This window comes from Streptomyces sp. NPDC001536, assembly GCF_042894505.1.
Taxonomy (GTDB): Bacteria; Actinomycetota; Actinomycetes; order Streptomycetales; family Streptomycetaceae; genus Streptomyces.
Genome location: NZ_JBIAVQ010000010.1, coordinates 159,838 through 175,689, shown reverse-complemented (window position 1 = coordinate 175,689; position 15,852 = coordinate 159,838). Strand labels below are relative to the sequence as shown.

The window sequence follows — 15,852 nt, the reverse complement described above, 5'->3', positions numbered from 1 at the left end:
CCCACCGGCCAACCGGACGGTGAGCGGGGGCCTCAGCGCAGTCGGCGCGCGCGCAGGACCACGTCGTCGGTGTGGTGCGCGCCGGCGCCGCCGTCGGGTGCGACGCGTGGTCGTTGCTCGTCCACCTCGATCTCCCAGTCGTCCTTGAGGAGGTCGACGACCATCGAGGGCCAGACGTAGTCGGCCGGGTCGAAGTCGCTGTCGTGCGACGGCTGGGTGTCCATTCCCGCGTGGTGGACGAGCAGCAGTGTGCCGCCGGGCGCGACGGCCGCGAGCAGTGCCCGCTCGGCGGCGGCGTCGGGGGTGCGCAGCAGGGCCGGGTACTGCGCGGAGACCAGGTCGAAGGAGGCCGGCGGGAGTGCTGCCTCGGTGAGTGTGGCGTGGACCCAGTGAACGGTGACGCCGGCGTCCCGGGCGTGCCCCGCCGCGCGCTCCAGCGCCACGCCGGAGACCTCGACCGCGGTCACGTCCCATCCGCCGCGCGCGAGCCAGACGGCGTCGGCGCCCTCGCCGCAGCCGACGTCGAGCACGCGCCCGGGGGTGAGCGCGGCGACCTCGGCCACGAGCGCCCCGTTGGGCCGACCGCTCCACAACTGCTGGCGGTCGGCGTATCGGTTGTCCCACGCTGCCCGCACCGCGGGGTCTCCGAGGTATCCGTCGGCGGGCGGTTTAGCTGCGATGTTGTCGGTCACGAGCCCACCGTCGCCGAGCGAGTCCCGGATTGCCACTCTTGTTGCCGGTCCGGCAAACCTTGGTGGCCGCGCCGGTTCAGCCGAAGCTCGGAGGGGAGGTAGGCCATGGACGCGGAGTAGCCGAAGAGGAGGGGGCTGAGCGATCCCGTCGCGGCTGACGGTCGGTCAGTGGATTGTGGACCGGGAGTAGTTGAAGGGGCGAAGGTCACAGAAGCATATCGGGCATTTAGTCCTTCGATCTTCACGGAAGGCTCACAAGTTGGCTAAGTTGGCAACTGTCTGCACGACTTCCTCCGATCGACAGGTGGTCTCGTGCACTCTCGTACGGAAGGAGTGCCGTTTCCATGGCGCCGGAACGAACCTCGCCCCGCGCAGTGACCGCCTTCCCGGGCAGGGACGACTCCCTTGCCCCAGGGGAGGGTGAGGGGCCGAGCCGCGAGGAGGTCCGGCGCAAGATCGACAGCCTCTACGACCGGGCCGAGAGCGACACCGGCACCTTCAACGCCACCCGCGCCGCCGCGATCCCGCGCCAGCGGGGCGTGGCCGGCCGCGACCGGTCCCAGGAGGACATGCAGCCCGCTGTCGGCGCCCTTGCCCGTCAGTGGTTCGACGCCGCCCGGGCCAAGCTGGGCCCGACCGTGCCGGTGTCGCAGCCGGACCGCAGGACGCCCGCCCGTCCCGACCGCGCGCCTCAGGCAGCACGCCCCGCACGCCCGACGGAACGCCCCGCGCAACCCCTCGCCCTCGAAGCACCCAAGGAACCGACGGGCGCCGTCCGGGAGTTGACCGGCGGATCAGCCCAGGCGCCGACCACCGGATTCCTTCCGGAGCTCCCCGCCCCGCCCGCCGCACCGGCCGCGGCAGCCGAGTCCCCGTGGGACGAGAGCGCCTGGCAAACCGGGGCACAGCCGGTCCTCGGCGGCGACGGCGCGGCATGGCCGGTGTACCAGCCGGCCCCGGCGCCCGCGCCGGAGCCCACCGCCCTGCTGCCCACCGCCCCGGACCCGCTCGCGGGCAGCTACCAGGCGGAGCTTCCCGCGAGCGCAGCGGAGACGTACGGCGCCGGTCCGGAGACGGGCGCGACCGCGACGTACGTCATGGCCCCGCCGGCCGATCCCATGGCGTCCTATCTCACCGGTCCGTCGGCGGATCCCGTCGCGTCTTATCTCGCCAGTCCGTCGGCGGATCCCATGGCGTCCTATCTCACCGACCCGCCGACCGGCCCCGTCGCGTCCTATCTCACCGACCCGCCGGCCGACCCTGTCGCTTCCTACCTCGCCGACCCACCGGCCGACCTGACCGCCGCGACCTATGGCGCCGGCCTGCCGGACCTCGCCGCGTCTGCCTGGGCGGCCCCCGCCCCGCCGGCGCCCGTCGAGACGGCCGCCGCACCCGCCTACGCCTACGCCGCACCGACAGTGGCTGCCGCTCCGACGGCACCGGTCACCTACGCGGCACCCGAAGCTCTCGCCACCCCCGTCGCACCCGGATCCTGGCCGTCGGTGGAGCCGGGTCGCAGCACCCAGGCCGAGCGGGTGATCGCCTTCGCCCGCGCGCAGATCGGTCGGCCCTGTGTATGGGGAGCGGTCGGGCCGGGATCGTACGACGCTCCCGGTCTCACCCAGGCCGCATGGAAGGCCGCGGGCGTCACGCTTCCCCGGACCGCCCAGGCCCAGTGGGCAGGGGGGATGCAGATCTCCCTCGCCGACGTCCGGGTCGGAGACCTGGTCTTCTTCCACGACGACCTCGGCCACGTGGGCATCTGGAGCGGGGACGGCATGCTGATCCACGCCCCGGGCCCGGGGTCGACCATCCGTGAGGAGTCGGTGTTCTTCGCCGGCCAGGCCGCGATCAAGGGCGCGGTCCGCCCGGCCTGACGCCCCGCTCGCGCCGGTGGGTCGAACCGTGCGGGGCGATCTCACACCACGTCAGGTCCCCGTCGCGGCAACGGATCGTCGGCATGTCCGCCGACTCGGCGAACCGGGCGAGTTGAGTGGGTGAAGCTTGGGCCCGAATTCGCAGCGCGGGGCATGGATGAGGCTCGCGGCCGTACCAGGCCGAGTCGACGGACACGACGCGCTGGAGGCGAGCCTTGAACCGAAGAGACGAGCACACCGACCGCACGACCCGTCAAGCCCCGGTCCTCATTGTCGGCGGTTCCCTCGTCGGCCTGTCGACCTCGCTGTTCTTGAGCCGGCTGGGGGTACGGCACACGCTGGTGGAGCGCCACGCCGGCACGTCCATCCACCCTCGGGGACGCGGGAACAACGTCCGCACGATGGAGCTGTTCCGGGCGGCCGGTGTCGAGCCGGGCATCCGGGACGCCGCCGCCACACTCGACGACAACCACGGCATCCTCCAGACACCCACTCTGGTCGGCGACGAGGGCGAGTGGCTCTTCAAGGAGATCGACGCGGGCGGCGCACTGGCCCGCTTCAGTCCCAGCTCGTGGTGCCTGTGCAGCCAGAACGACCTGGAGCCGGTGCTGCTGGAGCACGCCGAGCGGCTCGGCGGCGATCTGCGGTACGGGACCGAACTGCTGTCGTTCGACAGCGGCCCCTCCGGCGTCACCGCGGTGGTCAAGAGCCGGGAGACGGGCGAGCACACGACCATCCGTGCGGACTACCTCGTCGCGGCGGACGGCCCCCGCAGCCCCGTTCGCGAGCAACTCGGCATCGGCCAGAGCGGTCCCGGTGATCTGTTCAGCAACGTCAGCATCACCTTCCGGTCCCGCCGCCTCGCCGATGTCGTGGGTGACCGCCGCTTCATCGTCTGCTATCTGACGAACCCGGAAGCCGACGGCGCGCTCCTGCCGGTGGACAACCAGGAGAACTGGGTCTTCCACGCCCCCTGGCACCCGGAACAGGGCGAAACGCTGGAGGATTTCACCGACGAGCGGTGCGTCGAGCACATCAGACGCGCGGTCGGCGTGTCCGACCTCGACGTGGAGGTCACCGGAAAGGCCCCCTGGAACGCCGCCCAGCGGGTCGCCCGCAGCTACCGGGCCGGACGGGTCTTCCTGGCCGGCGACTCGGCCCACGAGATGTCCCCCACCGGGGCCTTCGGCTCCAACACCGGAATCCAGGACGCGCACAACCTCGCGTGGAAGCTGGCCGCGGTGCTCGGCGGATGGGCGGGGGAGGGGCTGCTGGACACCTACGACGCCGAGCGGCGCCCGGTGGCCGAGGCGACCAGTGCCCGCGCCGCCGCACGGTCGGTCGAGCACAGTCACCCCGGCTTCGCCCCGCCGCCCGGCATGGGCGGTGGCGGCGGTGGCGGCGGCCCGCAGCGAGGCATCCTCAACGTGGTCCTGGGCTACCGCTATCCGCGGGGCGCGGTCGTCGGCACCGACCCCGCGGCTCCGGTCGTACCGGAACGCTTCGACCTGTCCGGTGAACCCGGCAGCAGGGCACCCCACTTGGCGGTACGGCACCGAGGCGAACGGATCTCCACGCTGGATCTCTACGAGCGGTCGTTCGTTCTGCTCAGCGACGCCGACGAGCCGAATGGCTGGCACGAGGCCGCCCTTCGGCTCGCCGAAGCGATGTCCGTCCCCCTGACGTCGTACCGGGTGGGCAGCGCGTCCCCTGCCGAGCTGACGCCCGAGGGCGACGCGGACTGGTCGGCCGTCCACGGAACGCAGCCCGGCGGCGCCGTACTTGTCCGGCCCGACGGATTCGTCGCCTGGCGGTCCACCGGACCGGACCCGGACGCCGAGTCGACGCTGCGTCAAGTCCTGACCACGCTGCTGGCGATCGTCTGACCTCGGAAGACACGGCCGGCCGACCCCTCGACGGGGTCGCCCGGCCGTGTCGTGCGGTCATCGCGTCGTCCCGCCGGGATGTCGGCGGGTTCACCCGAGTGATCGTCCCGAGTTGTGACGGGAGGTCAGCTGACTGACGGTTGATCACGTCGAGGGCGGGTCACATCAGCTGACGAAGTGCCAGCTGTCCGCCCCCTGACGGAGGGAACATCAGATGCACTCTGCTCGCATGCTCCTGGCCACCGCGGCGGCTTCGACCGTCCTCGTTCTCGGGGCGCCCGGCGCCTACGCGGCCGGGAACGACTGGGAGGACCACACGGACTCCTCGTACAGCAAGGACCACGACAAGGAGTGGGACAAGGAGCACGGCAAGGACAGCCAGGACTCGCCGCGCGGTGGCATGCACACCGGCGGTGGGGCGCTGACCGCGGTGAACGCGGACGGCTCGGAGACCGCGAAGGACCCCAAGTTCGACCCGGAGACCTACAAGGACAAGGAGCAGGGCAAGGACTCCGGCAGCGGGAAGCAGGACGAGGACTCCTGGAGCAAGGACGACGGTGACTCCTGGAGCAAGGACGACAGCGGCTCCGGCTCCTGGAGCAAGGAGGAGAAGCCCAGCGGCGGAATGCACACCGGAGGCGGCGGCTTGGCCTCGCCGGCCGTGACCGCGGGTGGCCTGGCCGTCCTGGCCGTCGTCGGAACCGGTCTGTACTCGGTGCGACGCAAGAAGACCGCAGGAAGCGTGGCCTGACCCATGCCGGATGCGATAGCCGAGTGGCCGCCACGCCCGTATTCCGCGTGGCGGCCCCGCCGGTTTCCCCGTGCTCCATCCCTCGTCCGATTTGCCGCCGTGCCCTGGTGAGATGGTGTCCGATGACAGTTCGTCCCTCTTCCCCCGAAGACAACCCTTCCCGCACCAAGGTGATGGTGATCGGCGCCGTAGCCGCCCTGGTGCTGGCCTTCAGCCTGTTCGGCGGCAATGACACCGCGACCGACACCGCATCGTCCAGCACCGCGTCGTCCGACGCCCCCCGCCCCTCGCGGCCCGCTCACACGGCCGCGGCGGCGCCGCCGGCCGCCGCACAGCCCGCGGGGAAGCACCTGCCGCGATCGAGGCCCGTACGCCTGCTCATTCCGAAGATCTCCGTCGACGCCCCCTTCACCGCACTCGCCATCGGCCGCACGGGACAGCTGGAGCCGCCCCCGGCCGACGACACCAACCTCGTCGGCTGGCACGCCAAGGGAGCGTCGCCCGGCGAGGCGGGCACCTCGATCATCGCCGGGCATGTCGACACGGCGACGTCGGCGGCCGTCTTCGCGGACCTCGGAGAACTGAAGAAGGGGGACGTCTTCCACGTCAGACGAGCCGACGGGCGCAGAGCGTCCTTCGTGGTCGACAGCGTGGAGACGTTCGACAAGGAGAACTTCCCCAGCCGACGTGTGTACGCCGACACGGCCCAGGCGCAGGTCCGGCTCATCACCTGTGCGGGTGACTACGACCGTACGGTCAAGGACTACACGGAGAACCTGGTGGTCTTCGCCCACCTCACCTGAGGCGGCCCCGTCCTCCCGGACCGCAGGTCACCCGGGCAGTGGCATACGAGTCGCGCGCTTGTGGGAGCGGGATCAGGATCGAGGGGATCGAGGCACGTCGGTGTCACATCGACGTGGTTGAGATCCGTCCGCTTCCTCCCCCACGAAGGAGATGTGCGCAGTATGACCACCACGTCCGAACGTGTTTCGGAATCCCTGACGCGACAGGCCTCGCAACGCGTCTCCCAGTCCGTGTTCGACGGCTCGCCACTGCGCGTGGTCCTGCTGGTGGACGTCTACGACGGTGCCCAGCAGCAGTTCCTGGAGGCCTACGAGCAGCTGTGCAACCAGGTCGCGTCCGTTCCGGGGCATGTCAGCGACCAGCTGTGCCAGTCCATCGAGAATCCCTCCCAGTGGCTCATCACGAGCGAGTGGGAGAGTGCCCCGCCCTTCCTCACCTGGGTGAACAGCGAGGAACACGTGCGGATGGTGGAGCCCCTGCACAGCTGTGTCCGGGACACCAGGTCGCTGCGCTTCCACATCGTCCGTGAGACCGGCGGTCCGGCGGCGGAGACCGCGCCCGGCGCGCGTCGGCTCCAGGTGGCACCGAGGATCGGTGACGGACTGATCCGGCACGCGCTCACCTTCACGGTCAAGCCGGGCAGCGAGAAGACCGTGGCCGACATCCTGGCCGGGTACACGTCGCCGGAGCCGCGGGTCGACGACACCACCCAGCTGTGCCGCACCTCCCTGTTCATGCACGGCAACCGGGTGGTCCGGGCCATCGAGGTGCGGGGCGACCTGCTCGCCGCGCTGCGCCACGTGGCCAGGCAGCCCGAGGTACGGGCCGTCGAGGAGGCCATCAACCCCTATCTGGAACAGGACAGGGACCTCGACGACCCCGAGTCCGCCCGGGTCTTCTTCACCCGCGCGGCGCTGCCCGCCGTACACCATGTGACGGCGGGTCAGGAGAGTCCGGACGCGGTGCGGCACGCGCTGTACTACCCGGCCCGTGAGGGGTGCGGTCTGCGGCTGGCCGAGCTGCTCGCCCGTCAGGACGAGGCGGCGGCGGACGATCCGCGCGGACCGGTGCTGCGCAGCACGATCTTCCAGCGCGACGACATCGTCGTCCGCCTGGTCGACCTGCGCGGTGGCCTCGACACCGACCCGACTCCCGTGCTCGGCCTCACGGATCGCACTCAGGCGGCCGAGCTGGCGGAACTCCTCGACGGCGAGGCCCTCGGGGCGGACGGTCAGGCGCTGAAGGACGGGGCCCCCGCTCGTCTCCTCACGGTCTCCCGCATGGAACTCGTCACCGACCGTCGCGCGCCCGACGCCTGACCCACCGGTACCAGGGCCGTTACGGCCGCCCCCCTGTCGATGCTGCACATGTTCGGAGGAACGTCGTGAACAACCGCCATCCCGGAATCGTGGATGTCAGCGAGGTCGAGCCCAACACTCGGCGCGGTGGCGACCTGCGTGCCCTGCTCACCCCCACCACCGTCGGCTCGACCAGCGGCTTCATGGGCGTGGCCATCATCCAGCCCGGCGACCGCATCGCCGAGCACTACCACCCGTACTCCGAGGAGTTCATCTACGTCCTCTGCGGACAGCTGGAGGTCGACCTGGACGGTGAGCCCCACCCGCTCCAACCCGAGCAGGGGCTCCTGATCCCCACCCACATGCGGCACCGCTTCCGCAACGTCGGCAAGGTGGAGGCCCGCATGGTCTTCCACCTCGGCCCGCTCGCCCCGAGCCCGCCGCTCGGCCATGTCGACACCGAGGACGCCGACGGCGTACCGATCGTGGTGGAGGCGGCCCACAAGGGTGCGGGACGGACGGCCGAGCGAACTCAGGTCTCTTCATGAGAAGGCGCGTGGCGGTCACCGGACTGGGCGTCGTCGCCCCGCAGGGCATCGGCATACCCGCGTTCTGGGATCTGCTGTCCAACGGGCGTACGGCGACGCGGGGCATCACGTTCTTCGACCCGTCCGGGCTGCGGTCCCGGATCGCCGCCGAGTGCGACTTCGACCCGGCGGCCCACGGGCTCGACGCGGAGCAGATCGCACGCAGTGACCGGTACATCCAGTTCGCCCTGGTCGCGGGGGAGGAGGCGGTACGGGACTCCGGTCTCGACCTCGCCGTCGAGAACCCCTGGCGGGTCGGGGTGTCCCTGGGTACCGCGGTCGGCGGAACCACCCGGCTGGAGCAGGACTACGTGCTGGTCAGCGAGCGCGGCAAGCGCTGGGACGTGGACCACCGGGAGGCCGGAGCGTATCTGCACCGGGCGTTCTCGCCCAGCACACTCGCCTCGGCGGTGGCGGAGCGGTTCGAGGCACGCGGGCCGGTGCAGACCGTCTCCACCGGCTGCACCTCGGGGCTCGACGCGGTCGGGTACGCCTTCCACACGATCGAGGAGGGCAGGGCCGACGTGTGCATAGCCGGCGCCTCGGACTCGCCGATCTCACCGATCACCATGGCCTGCTTCGACGCGATCAAGGCCACGTCCCCGAACAACGACGACCCCGCCCACGCCTCTCGGCCCTTCGACGCCGACCGCAACGGGTTCGTCATGGGGGAGGGCGGTGCGGTCCTCGTCCTGGAGGAGCTGGAACACGCGCTGGCCCGCGGTGCGCACGTGTACTGCGAGATCAGCGGCTACTCCACCTTCGGCAACGCCTACCACATGACCGGTCTGACCAGCGAGGGCCTGGAGATGGCCCGGGCCATCGAGGACGCCCTCGACCAGGCCAGGCTCGACGCCACGGCGATCGACTACGTCAACGCGCACGGCTCGGGCACCGTGCAGAACGACCGCCACGAGACGGCGGCGGTCAAACAGGTCCTGGGCGCGCACGCCTATGACACGCCGATGAGCTCCATCAAGTCCATGGTGGGGCATTCGCTCGGCGCGATCGGCGCGATCGAACTCGTGGCCTGTGCGCTGGCCCTGACCCACCAGGTCGTCCCGCCCACCGCGAACTACGAGACCCCGGACCCCGAGTGCGACCTGGACTACGTCCCGCGCGTCGCCCGCGAGCGAAGACTGAACAGCGTGCTCTCCGTGGGCAGCGGTTTCGGTGGTTTCCAGTCCGCGGTGATCATGAATCTGCCGAGGGAGAAGACACGATGAGCGAATCGCATCCTCGGCGCGCGGCCATCACCGGCATCGGACTGGTCGCGCCCAACGGAACCAGCACCGAGACCTTCTGGAAGTCGACCAGGGAGGGCATCAGCGTCCTGGACCGGATCACCCGGGAAGGATGCGGGCACCTGCCGCTGCGGGTGGCCGGTGAGGTCCGGGACTTCGACCCGCCGTCCGTGGTCGAGGAGCGCTACCTCGTCCAGACCGACCGGTTCACCCACTTCGCGATGGCCGCGGCGGACCAGGCCCTCGACGACGCCGGCCTCGACCGGACCAGTACGGACGCCGCGCCGTTCGCCGTGGGCGTGGTCACCGCGGCCGGTTCCGGTGGCGGCGAGTTCGGCCAGCGGGAGCTGCAGCAGCTGTGGGACAAGGGCAGTCGGTTCGTCGGGCCGTACCAGTCCATCGCCTGGTTCTACGCCGCGAGCACCGGCCAGATCTCCATCCGCCGCGGCTTCAAAGGCCCTTGCGGTGTGGTCGCCGCCGACGAGGCCGGCGGTCTCGACGCTCTGGCGCACGCGGCGCGTGCCGTGCGGCGCGGCACCGACGTGATCGTGGCCGGCGCGACCGAGGCACCCCTGGCCCCCTACTCGATGGTCTGCCAGCTCGGCTACGAGGAGCTGAGCGGCATCGACGACCCCGATCGCGCCTACCGCCCGTTCACCGCGTCGGCCTGCGGATTCGTCCCCGCCGAAGGCGGCGCCATGCTCGTCGTGGAAGCCGAGAGCGCGGCCCGTCGACGGGGCGCGTCCGTACGGGCCACCCTGGCGGGGCATGCGGCGACCTTCACCGGCGCCTCCCGCTGGGAGCAGTCCCGCGAAGGGCTGGCCCAGGCCGTCCGGGGCGCCCTGGACGAGGCGGGCTGTGCCCCCGAGGAGATCGACGTGGTCTTCGCGGACGCCCTCGGGGTACCGGAGGCGGACCGTGCCGAGGCACTGGCGATCGCGGACGCCCTGGGCGCGCACGGCAGTCGCGTCCCCGTCACGGCGCCGAAGACCGCCATCGGCCGCGGCTACTCGGCGGCACCCGTCCTGGACGTCGCCGCGGCGGTGCTCGCGCTGGAACACGGTCTGATCCCGCCCACCCCCAACGTCTTCGACATCTGCCACGACCTCGACCTCGTGACCTCCCGCGCCCGTGCCGCCGAACTGCGCACGGCGCTGGTCCTCAGCCGAGGGCTCATGGGGTCGAACTCGGCGCTCGTGCTACGGCTCGGCGCCGGCGGCGCCTCGTAGCGAGGCGTCGCGAGCACCCATCACACAGCACCCACACACAGCAGGGAGAGAACCGCATGAGTGACCGAATCACCGTGGAAGAGCTCGCCGGGCTCATGAAGAAGTCCGCCGGAGTCACCGTCGCCCCGGAGGAACTCCGGCAGCGAAGCGACTCCGGCTTCGACGCCTTCGGCATCGACTCCCTCGCGCTGCTCGGCATCGTGGGCGAGCTGGAGAACCGGTACGGCACGCCCATGCCTCCCGACGCGGAGAAGAGCAAGACTCCCCAGCAGTTCCTCGAACTCGTCAACAGCGCGCTTCTGGCGGGAGCCTGACATGGCCGGTCACACGCAGAACGAGATCACCATCGCCGCGCCGCTCGACCTGGTCTGGGACATGACCAACGACGTCGCGAACTGGCCGCGGCTGTTCAGCGAGTACGCCTCCGCCGAGATCCTCTCCCAGGAGGGGAGCCGGACCACCTTCCGGCTCACCATGCACCCCGACGACAACGGCAAGGTGTGGAGCTGGGTCTCCGAGCGGGAGCCGAACCGCGACACGCTCAGCGTGCGGGCCCGCCGTGTGGAGACCGGACCCTTCGCCTACATGAACATCGTGTGGCAGTACGAGAAGGTGCCCGAGGGCACCCGGATGGTGTGGACCCAGGACTTCGCGATGAAGCCGGACGCACCGGTCGACGACGCCTGGATGACGGACAACATCAACCGGAACTCCAAGGTCCAGATGGCCCTGATCCGGGACCGCATCGAGCAGGCCGCCACGGAGCGCCGGCCCGCGCAGATGCTCTCCGAGTGACCCGGACGGAGGACAGGACGATGCACCAGACCCTGATCGTCGCCCGCATGGCGCCGGAGTCGGCCCTCGACATCGCCAAGGTGTTCGATGAGTCGGACCGGGGAGAACTGCCGCACCTCGTGGGCGTCGCCCGACGCAGCCTGTTCCAGTTCGACGACGTGTATCTGCACCTCATCGAGTCGGAGCAGGACCCCGGCCCGGCCATCGCGAAGGCGGCCGGGCACCCCGAGTTCCGGGACGTCAGCGAACGGCTGTCGGCGTACGTCACCGCGTACGACCCGGCGACCTGGCGTTCACCGAAGGACGCGATGGCGCGCTGCTTCTACCGCTGGGAGCGGGACGCCACCTCCTGAACCACCCGCACGAACCGCCGGTCGCCGGGCACGCGAGGACTGCGTGCCCGGCGACCGGCGGTCTGCGTGTTCCCTCGGGAGGGGTCGGTCACCCGGGGACGGTGCAGTCGAACGCGTGCAGGTAGGGGTTGACCGGGCTGATGTCGTCGATGACCAGGCCCGCCTCCGTCAGCCTGCCGACCATGCTGGCGGTGGTGTGTTTGGCCCCGCCCACATTGAGGAGCAGCAGCAGGTCCATGGCGGTGCTGAACCGCATCGAGGGCGTGTCGTCGACGAGGTTCTCGATGACCACGACCCGCGATCCCGGACCGCCCGCCTCGATGACGTTGCGCAGGGTGCGGGTCGTGCTGTCGTCGTCCCACTCCAGGATGTTCTTGATGACGTACACATCGGCCTGGACCGGGACGGCCACGCGGCAGTCACCGGGCACGAGCCGCATCCGGTCCGCGAGCGCGCCTCCCGCCCGCAGCCGCGGGTCGGCGTTGTCCACCACGCGCGGCAGGTCGAGCAGAGTGCCGTGGAGCGACGGGTACTTCTCCAGCAGACTCGCCACCACATGCCCCTGGCCACCGCCGATGTCGGCGACCGACTTCGCCCCCGACAGATCGAGGAACTGAGCCACGTCCCGCGCGGACTGCACGCTGGAGGTCGTCATGGCACGGTTGAAGACGTCGGCCGATTCCGGAGCGTCCTCGTTGAGGTAGGGGAAGAACTCCTTGCCGTACAGATCCTCCACGACGTTACGGCCGGAGCGGACCGCCTCGTCCAGCCGCGGCCACGCGTCCCAGGTCCACGGTTCCGTGCACCACAGCGCGATGTCGCGCAGGCTGTGCGGATCGTCCTCGCGCAGCAGCCGGGACATGTCAGTGTGCGTGAACGTGCCGTCCGGCCGCTCGGCGAAGATGCCGTAGCAGGACAGGGCCCGCAACAGCCGTCGTAGCGGCTTCGGTTCGGTCTTGACCGCGGCCGCGATCTCCTCCACGGTCAGCGGGCCGTCACCGAGGGCGTCGGCGACCCTCAGCCTCGCGGCCGCGCGGAGGGCGGCCGCGCACGCCGCCCCGAACACGAGCTCCCTGAGCCGCATGGACGGCGGCGGGGCGGTCTGCTCGGTCTGTGCGGTCCGGCCGGCCGGTGATGCCTCGGTGGTCTGTGCAGTCGTCATGTGCCGCCTTCCTTCTTCGAGTTCATGAGCGACCCCATGGCCTTCAGCACAGTCCCGCGGGCTGGGATGCCTGGCAGGTGTTGCCCTGGAACGTGTTGCCCTCGCCGGTGTCCGTGTTGACGAGGTCTGCCGGGGCGTTGCCCTCCAGCACGTTGTCGGTGATCCGGTTCCGCACGCTGGTGGTGCCCACGAAGCTCTTGAACAGGACGATGCCGCCCGACAGCGAGGAGGGGCCGGCGTTGTCCGTGACCCGGTTCCTCGTCACCAGGGTGTCCTCGGCGCCGGTCAGCACGATGCCGGAGCCCTGCAGTGCCTCGAGCCGCGGGGTCTTCGGGCAGGACTTGTTGTTCCGCGCGACGCGGTTGTCGCGCACGGTCAGGGCGCCGGCTCTCGGCGCGTTCTCGTCACCCACGACGAAGACGCCCGCGCAGTTGCCGGTGACGCGGTTGTGCGCGACGGTCAGGTTCCGCAGCCGGCGGACGGTGAGGCCGATGCGGTTGCCTTCCAGGAGGTTGCGTTCGACCACCGTGCCTTGGGTGTCCGAGGCGCCCTCGTCGGACCTGACCGTGTTGGCGAGGAACAGGCCGGCGTCGCCGTTGTCCCGGGCGGTGTTCTTGCGGAACACGCTGCGGACCGAACGCTCCTGGGCGATCCCCCACACCCCGTTCTCCACCGCGGTCACGTTCCGCACGGTCAGCCCGTCGGTCCCCACCGCGAACAGTCCGGCCTTGGCGAAGCCGGTCACCGTCAGGTCGGCGATGGTGACGCCCTCGATGCTCTTGTCCTTCTTGCCGACCACGCAGATGCCGTTGCCGTTCTCACCACAGGTCTCGGCGGCCTTGGGCGCCTTGGGCGTGGCCGGCTTGGTGGCGGCCGGCTTGAGGACGGTGGCACGGCCCATGCCGCGCAGGGTGAGGTCGGGCGTGGTCACCTTGACGCTCTGGCGGTAGGTGCCGGGGGTCAGGAGAACGGTGTCGCCCGGCTCGGCGGCGTCCACCGCCGTCTGGATCGACTCCCCTGGAAGGACCACGTGGATCATATGGTCCGCGGCGACCGGTGGGGCGGCACCGATCCCCGCCCCGGTGATCGCCGCCGCACACGCCAGGTAGGCGATATTAAGTTTCATCATATTCGGAACGCTATGACCCGAATGTCCGAGAATGGTCCCGATAGACCATCCGGCGGCGTGTCGGAGCAGCACCTCGCCCGCCAGGACCGGAGGACGGCAGGTGCGAGCGGCTCAGCGCCTGCGGCCGCCCCGCGCGGACCATCCGGTGCCGATGCCCGCGAGGTGCAGGGCCAGGGCGGTCAGGCCGAGCAGCATCACGTTGGTCGAGCTGAAGACGTCGTTGGTGGATATCTCCGCCGCGTTGATCAGGAAGGCGATGAAGAACAGGACTGCGGAAATGATGGCCAGCAAGGTGGCCGTCCCTTCGGTCGGGGGCTCGTTGTCTGCTTGACGTCCGAATGCCCCCAAGACGCGGGAAAACACGGTCGTCGACCGACAGCCTCGGTTCACCGTGGGTTCGCCACCTAGCCTTGGCGGGTGAACGTGCCCAGTCCCTCGTTGTCGAGGTACTCGACCGTGAGGGACTTCCCGTTCGCGGCGAAGGAGACGCCGGTCGGACCGACCGCGTTCTCGCCCGCGGTCTCGAAGCTGAACGTGTCGCCGGCGTAGTGCGTCAGCCGGTACGACTGGGGCTCGGGACCCAGCCGGAGGGTGAGGTCACCGTTGCCGTCGGCGACGACCTCGGCCCGGCCGTAGTAGTCGCTGTCGTACGTGCCGGTGTAGGTGTCGGCAGCCTTGGCGGGCGCGGCACCGGAGGGCGGGTGGGCGTAGTCGGTCTTGGAACGGCCCGCGTCCTCCTGCTGCTGGTACACCGCGTCCACGAGGGGGATCCAGTCACGGCTGACCTTGCCCGTCTGCGCGATGTCGAAGAAGTCGAGGGCGACGGCGTCGGCGACCCCGACCGGTGAGGAGTTGGTCAGGACGACGATGCCGAGCTGCTCGCCGGGCAGCATGGTGACGTTGGTGTGCGCGCCCAACGCGAACGCGCCCGTGTGCGACAGCCTGAGCCGGCCCTCGTCGTCGTAACTGACGTTCCAGCCAAGGCCGTAGAAGCCGGTCCGTCCGGCCGGGGCGTGGGGCGGGTTGGCGACGGCCTCGGGCCAGTGGGTGCGCTCCAGCGCCTCGGCGTCGATGATCTGCTTGCCGTCGAGCTTGCCGTCGGCGAGCTGAAGCCGCAGCCATGTCGCCATGTCCCGGGCGGTGGAACTGACGCCGCCCGCGGGGGACTGCGCGTCCGGATCCCGCAGGGACGCCTTCCAGGTGCCGTCGGCGGTCTTGACGTGGCCCCAGGCGCGGTCGGAGGCCTTCGCGTAGTCCTCGAAGCGGGAGCTGGTCGAATCCATGCCGGCCGGCTTGTAGAGGGTGTCGGCGGCGAGTTTCTCCCAGGGCACGCCCTTCTCGTCCGCGACGGCCTCGGCGGCGGCCGTCAGACCGAAGTTGGTGTAGGCGTAACTGGCGCGGAACGGTGCCAGAGGCTCGTAGCGCAGGTGGGAGAGGATGTACGGGCGGTCGTAGCCGAGGTCTTCGAGGAGGTCTCCGGCGTGGTCGGGGAGGCCGCTGCGGTGCGAGAAGAGGTCGGCGACCGTCACGTGCGAGGTGACCCACGGGTCCTTGAGGCGGAAGTCCGGCACGTTCGGGGCGACGGGCTCGCTCCAGCCCTCGACGCCCACCGCTCCGGCGACGACGGTGGAGGCGATCGGCTTGGAGACGGAGGCGAGCTGGAAGACGGTGTCGGCGTCGACAGCGGCCTTCTCGCCGGCTTTGCGCACGCCGTAGCCCTTGAGGTGGATGACCTTGCCGTCGTGGACGACGGCGACGGCCACGCCGGGTGTCCCGGTGCGCTTCATGGCCGCCCGGACCACTGCGTCGAGCTGGTCGACGGCCCGCTGCACCTCCGCGTCGTCGAGCTGGGGCGGTGGCTGGGCCGGGGGTGGTGAGGGGCCCGGTGCCATGGCGCCCAGCAGCGCCGACAGGCCGGCTGCGGCAATCCATCGCAGAGTGCTCACGCTTCCATTGAAAGCCTCTCGTCGAGGTCTGTCGCGTGCAGCCGCTGCAACGTCGGCGGGGCTGTCAACCCTGACGATCGGCAGGGGCCGCCGTTGCCG

16 protein-coding genes are annotated in these 15,852 nt (G+C 70.7%); 11 read left to right on the top strand and 5 right to left on the bottom strand.

The window, feature by feature from the left end; translation table 11 throughout:
* Nucleotides 1–32: 32 nt before the first annotated feature.
* A complete protein-coding gene (locus ACFY0U_RS26860) occupies nt 33–692 on the bottom strand; it encodes a class I SAM-dependent methyltransferase (RefSeq protein ID WP_388639941.1) in 660 nt (219 codons plus the stop codon).
* Between the two features lie 344 nt (nt 693–1,036).
* On the opposite strand from ACFY0U_RS26860, the gene ACFY0U_RS26855 reads away from it, so the two are divergent.
* From ACFY0U_RS26855 to ACFY0U_RS26805, 11 genes are all read left to right on the top strand, one after another.
* The gene (locus tag ACFY0U_RS26855) at nt 1,037–2,569 is read left to right on the top strand and encodes an NlpC/P60 family protein (RefSeq protein ID WP_388639939.1); all 1,533 of its coding nucleotides are present in this window, start codon (nt 1,037–1,039) and stop codon (nt 2,567–2,569) included.
* 215 nt (nt 2,570–2,784) lie between these two features.
* Nucleotides 2,785–4,455, top strand: coding sequence for an FAD-dependent oxidoreductase (locus ACFY0U_RS26850; protein WP_388639937.1), 1,671 nt, complete (start codon nt 2,785–2,787; stop codon nt 4,453–4,455).
* 214 nt (nt 4,456–4,669) lie between these two features.
* Entirely contained in the window at nt 4,670–5,206 is a 537-nt protein-coding gene (locus ACFY0U_RS26845; RefSeq protein WP_388639935.1) for a hypothetical protein, read from the top strand.
* 122 nt (nt 5,207–5,328) lie between these two features.
* Nucleotides 5,329–6,009 (top strand): class F sortase, encoded by a 681-nt coding sequence (locus ACFY0U_RS26840; protein WP_388639933.1) that lies wholly within the window; start codon nt 5,329–5,331, stop codon nt 6,007–6,009.
* Between the two features lie 162 nt (nt 6,010–6,171).
* Entirely contained in the window at nt 6,172–7,329 is a 1,158-nt protein-coding gene (locus ACFY0U_RS26835; RefSeq protein ID WP_388639932.1) for a SchA/CurD-like domain-containing protein, read from the top strand.
* A gap of 65 nt (nt 7,330–7,394) precedes the next feature.
* Complete coding sequence (locus ACFY0U_RS26830) at nt 7,395–7,856, top strand: cupin domain-containing protein (RefSeq protein WP_388639931.1); 462 nt, start codon at nt 7,395–7,397, stop codon at nt 7,854–7,856.
* A complete protein-coding gene (locus ACFY0U_RS26825; protein WP_388639930.1) occupies nt 7,853–9,121 on the top strand; it encodes a beta-ketoacyl-[acyl-carrier-protein] synthase family protein in 1,269 nt (422 codons plus the stop codon). The genes ACFY0U_RS26830 and ACFY0U_RS26825 overlap by 4 nt, the downstream gene beginning before the upstream one ends.
* On the top strand, nt 9,118–10,368 hold the full coding sequence (locus ACFY0U_RS26820; protein WP_388639928.1) for a ketosynthase chain-length factor: 1,251 nt from the start codon (nt 9,118–9,120) through the stop codon (nt 10,366–10,368). Before ACFY0U_RS26825 ends, ACFY0U_RS26820 begins: the two co-directional genes overlap by 4 nt.
* Before the next feature lie 56 nt (nt 10,369–10,424).
* Nucleotides 10,425–10,682: an acyl carrier protein gene (locus ACFY0U_RS26815; RefSeq protein WP_388639926.1), complete on the top strand. Its 258-nt coding sequence runs from the start codon at nt 10,425–10,427 to the stop codon at nt 10,680–10,682.
* Nucleotide 10,683: 1 nt separating this feature from the next.
* A complete protein-coding gene (locus ACFY0U_RS26810; protein ID WP_388639924.1) occupies nt 10,684–11,163 on the top strand; it encodes an SRPBCC family protein in 480 nt (159 codons plus the stop codon).
* 20 nt (nt 11,164–11,183) lie between these two features.
* Complete coding sequence (locus ACFY0U_RS26805) at nt 11,184–11,516, top strand: TcmI family type II polyketide cyclase (RefSeq protein WP_388639922.1); 333 nt, start codon at nt 11,184–11,186, stop codon at nt 11,514–11,516.
* 88 nt (nt 11,517–11,604) lie between these two features.
* Here the strand turns inward: ACFY0U_RS26805 and ACFY0U_RS26800 are convergent, their stop codons facing one another.
* The 4 genes from ACFY0U_RS26800 to ACFY0U_RS26785 form a co-directional block, all read right to left on the bottom strand.
* Nucleotides 11,605–12,678, bottom strand: coding sequence for a methyltransferase (locus tag ACFY0U_RS26800; RefSeq protein WP_388639920.1), 1,074 nt, complete (start codon nt 12,676–12,678; stop codon nt 11,605–11,607).
* Nucleotides 12,679–12,721: 43 nt separating this feature from the next.
* A complete protein-coding gene (locus ACFY0U_RS26795; RefSeq protein WP_388639918.1) occupies nt 12,722–13,807 on the bottom strand; it encodes a nitrous oxide reductase family maturation protein NosD in 1,086 nt (361 codons plus the stop codon).
* A 111-nt stretch (nt 13,808–13,918) separates the two neighbouring features.
* The gene (locus ACFY0U_RS26790) at nt 13,919–14,098 is read right to left on the bottom strand and encodes a hypothetical protein (protein ID WP_388639916.1); all 180 of its coding nucleotides are present in this window, start codon (nt 14,096–14,098) and stop codon (nt 13,919–13,921) included.
* 113 nt (nt 14,099–14,211) lie between these two features.
* Nucleotides 14,212–15,753, bottom strand: coding sequence for a serine hydrolase (locus ACFY0U_RS26785; RefSeq protein WP_388639914.1), 1,542 nt, complete (start codon nt 15,751–15,753; stop codon nt 14,212–14,214).
* Nucleotides 15,754–15,852 lie beyond the last annotated feature (99 nt).

What these genes read in the sequence shown, in the direction of transcription:
- ACFY0U_RS26795 (WP_388639918.1), bottom strand. Translation starts at nt 13,807, where the DNA reads ATGATGAAACTTAATATCGCCTACCTGGCGTGTGCGGCGGCGATCACC.
- ACFY0U_RS26805 (WP_388639922.1), top strand. Translation starts at nt 11,184, where the DNA reads ATGCACCAGACCCTGATCGTCGCCCGCATGGCGCCGGAGTCGGCCCTC.
- ACFY0U_RS26800 (WP_388639920.1), bottom strand. Translation starts at nt 12,678, where the DNA reads ATGACGACTGCACAGACCACCGAGGCATCACCGGCCGGCCGGACCGCA.
- ACFY0U_RS26845 (WP_388639935.1), top strand. Translation starts at nt 4,670, where the DNA reads ATGCACTCTGCTCGCATGCTCCTGGCCACCGCGGCGGCTTCGACCGTC.
- ACFY0U_RS26825 (WP_388639930.1), top strand. Translation starts at nt 7,853, where the DNA reads ATGAGAAGGCGCGTGGCGGTCACCGGACTGGGCGTCGTCGCCCCGCAG.
- ACFY0U_RS26815 (WP_388639926.1), top strand. Translation starts at nt 10,425, where the DNA reads ATGAGTGACCGAATCACCGTGGAAGAGCTCGCCGGGCTCATGAAGAAG.
- ACFY0U_RS26810 (WP_388639924.1), top strand. Translation starts at nt 10,684, where the DNA reads ATGGCCGGTCACACGCAGAACGAGATCACCATCGCCGCGCCGCTCGAC.
- ACFY0U_RS26835 (WP_388639932.1), top strand. Translation starts at nt 6,172, where the DNA reads ATGACCACCACGTCCGAACGTGTTTCGGAATCCCTGACGCGACAGGCC.
- ACFY0U_RS26820 (WP_388639928.1), top strand. Translation starts at nt 9,118, where the DNA reads ATGAGCGAATCGCATCCTCGGCGCGCGGCCATCACCGGCATCGGACTG.
- ACFY0U_RS26855 (WP_388639939.1), top strand. Translation starts at nt 1,037, where the DNA reads ATGGCGCCGGAACGAACCTCGCCCCGCGCAGTGACCGCCTTCCCGGGC.
- ACFY0U_RS26840 (WP_388639933.1), top strand. Translation starts at nt 5,329, where the DNA reads ATGACAGTTCGTCCCTCTTCCCCCGAAGACAACCCTTCCCGCACCAAG.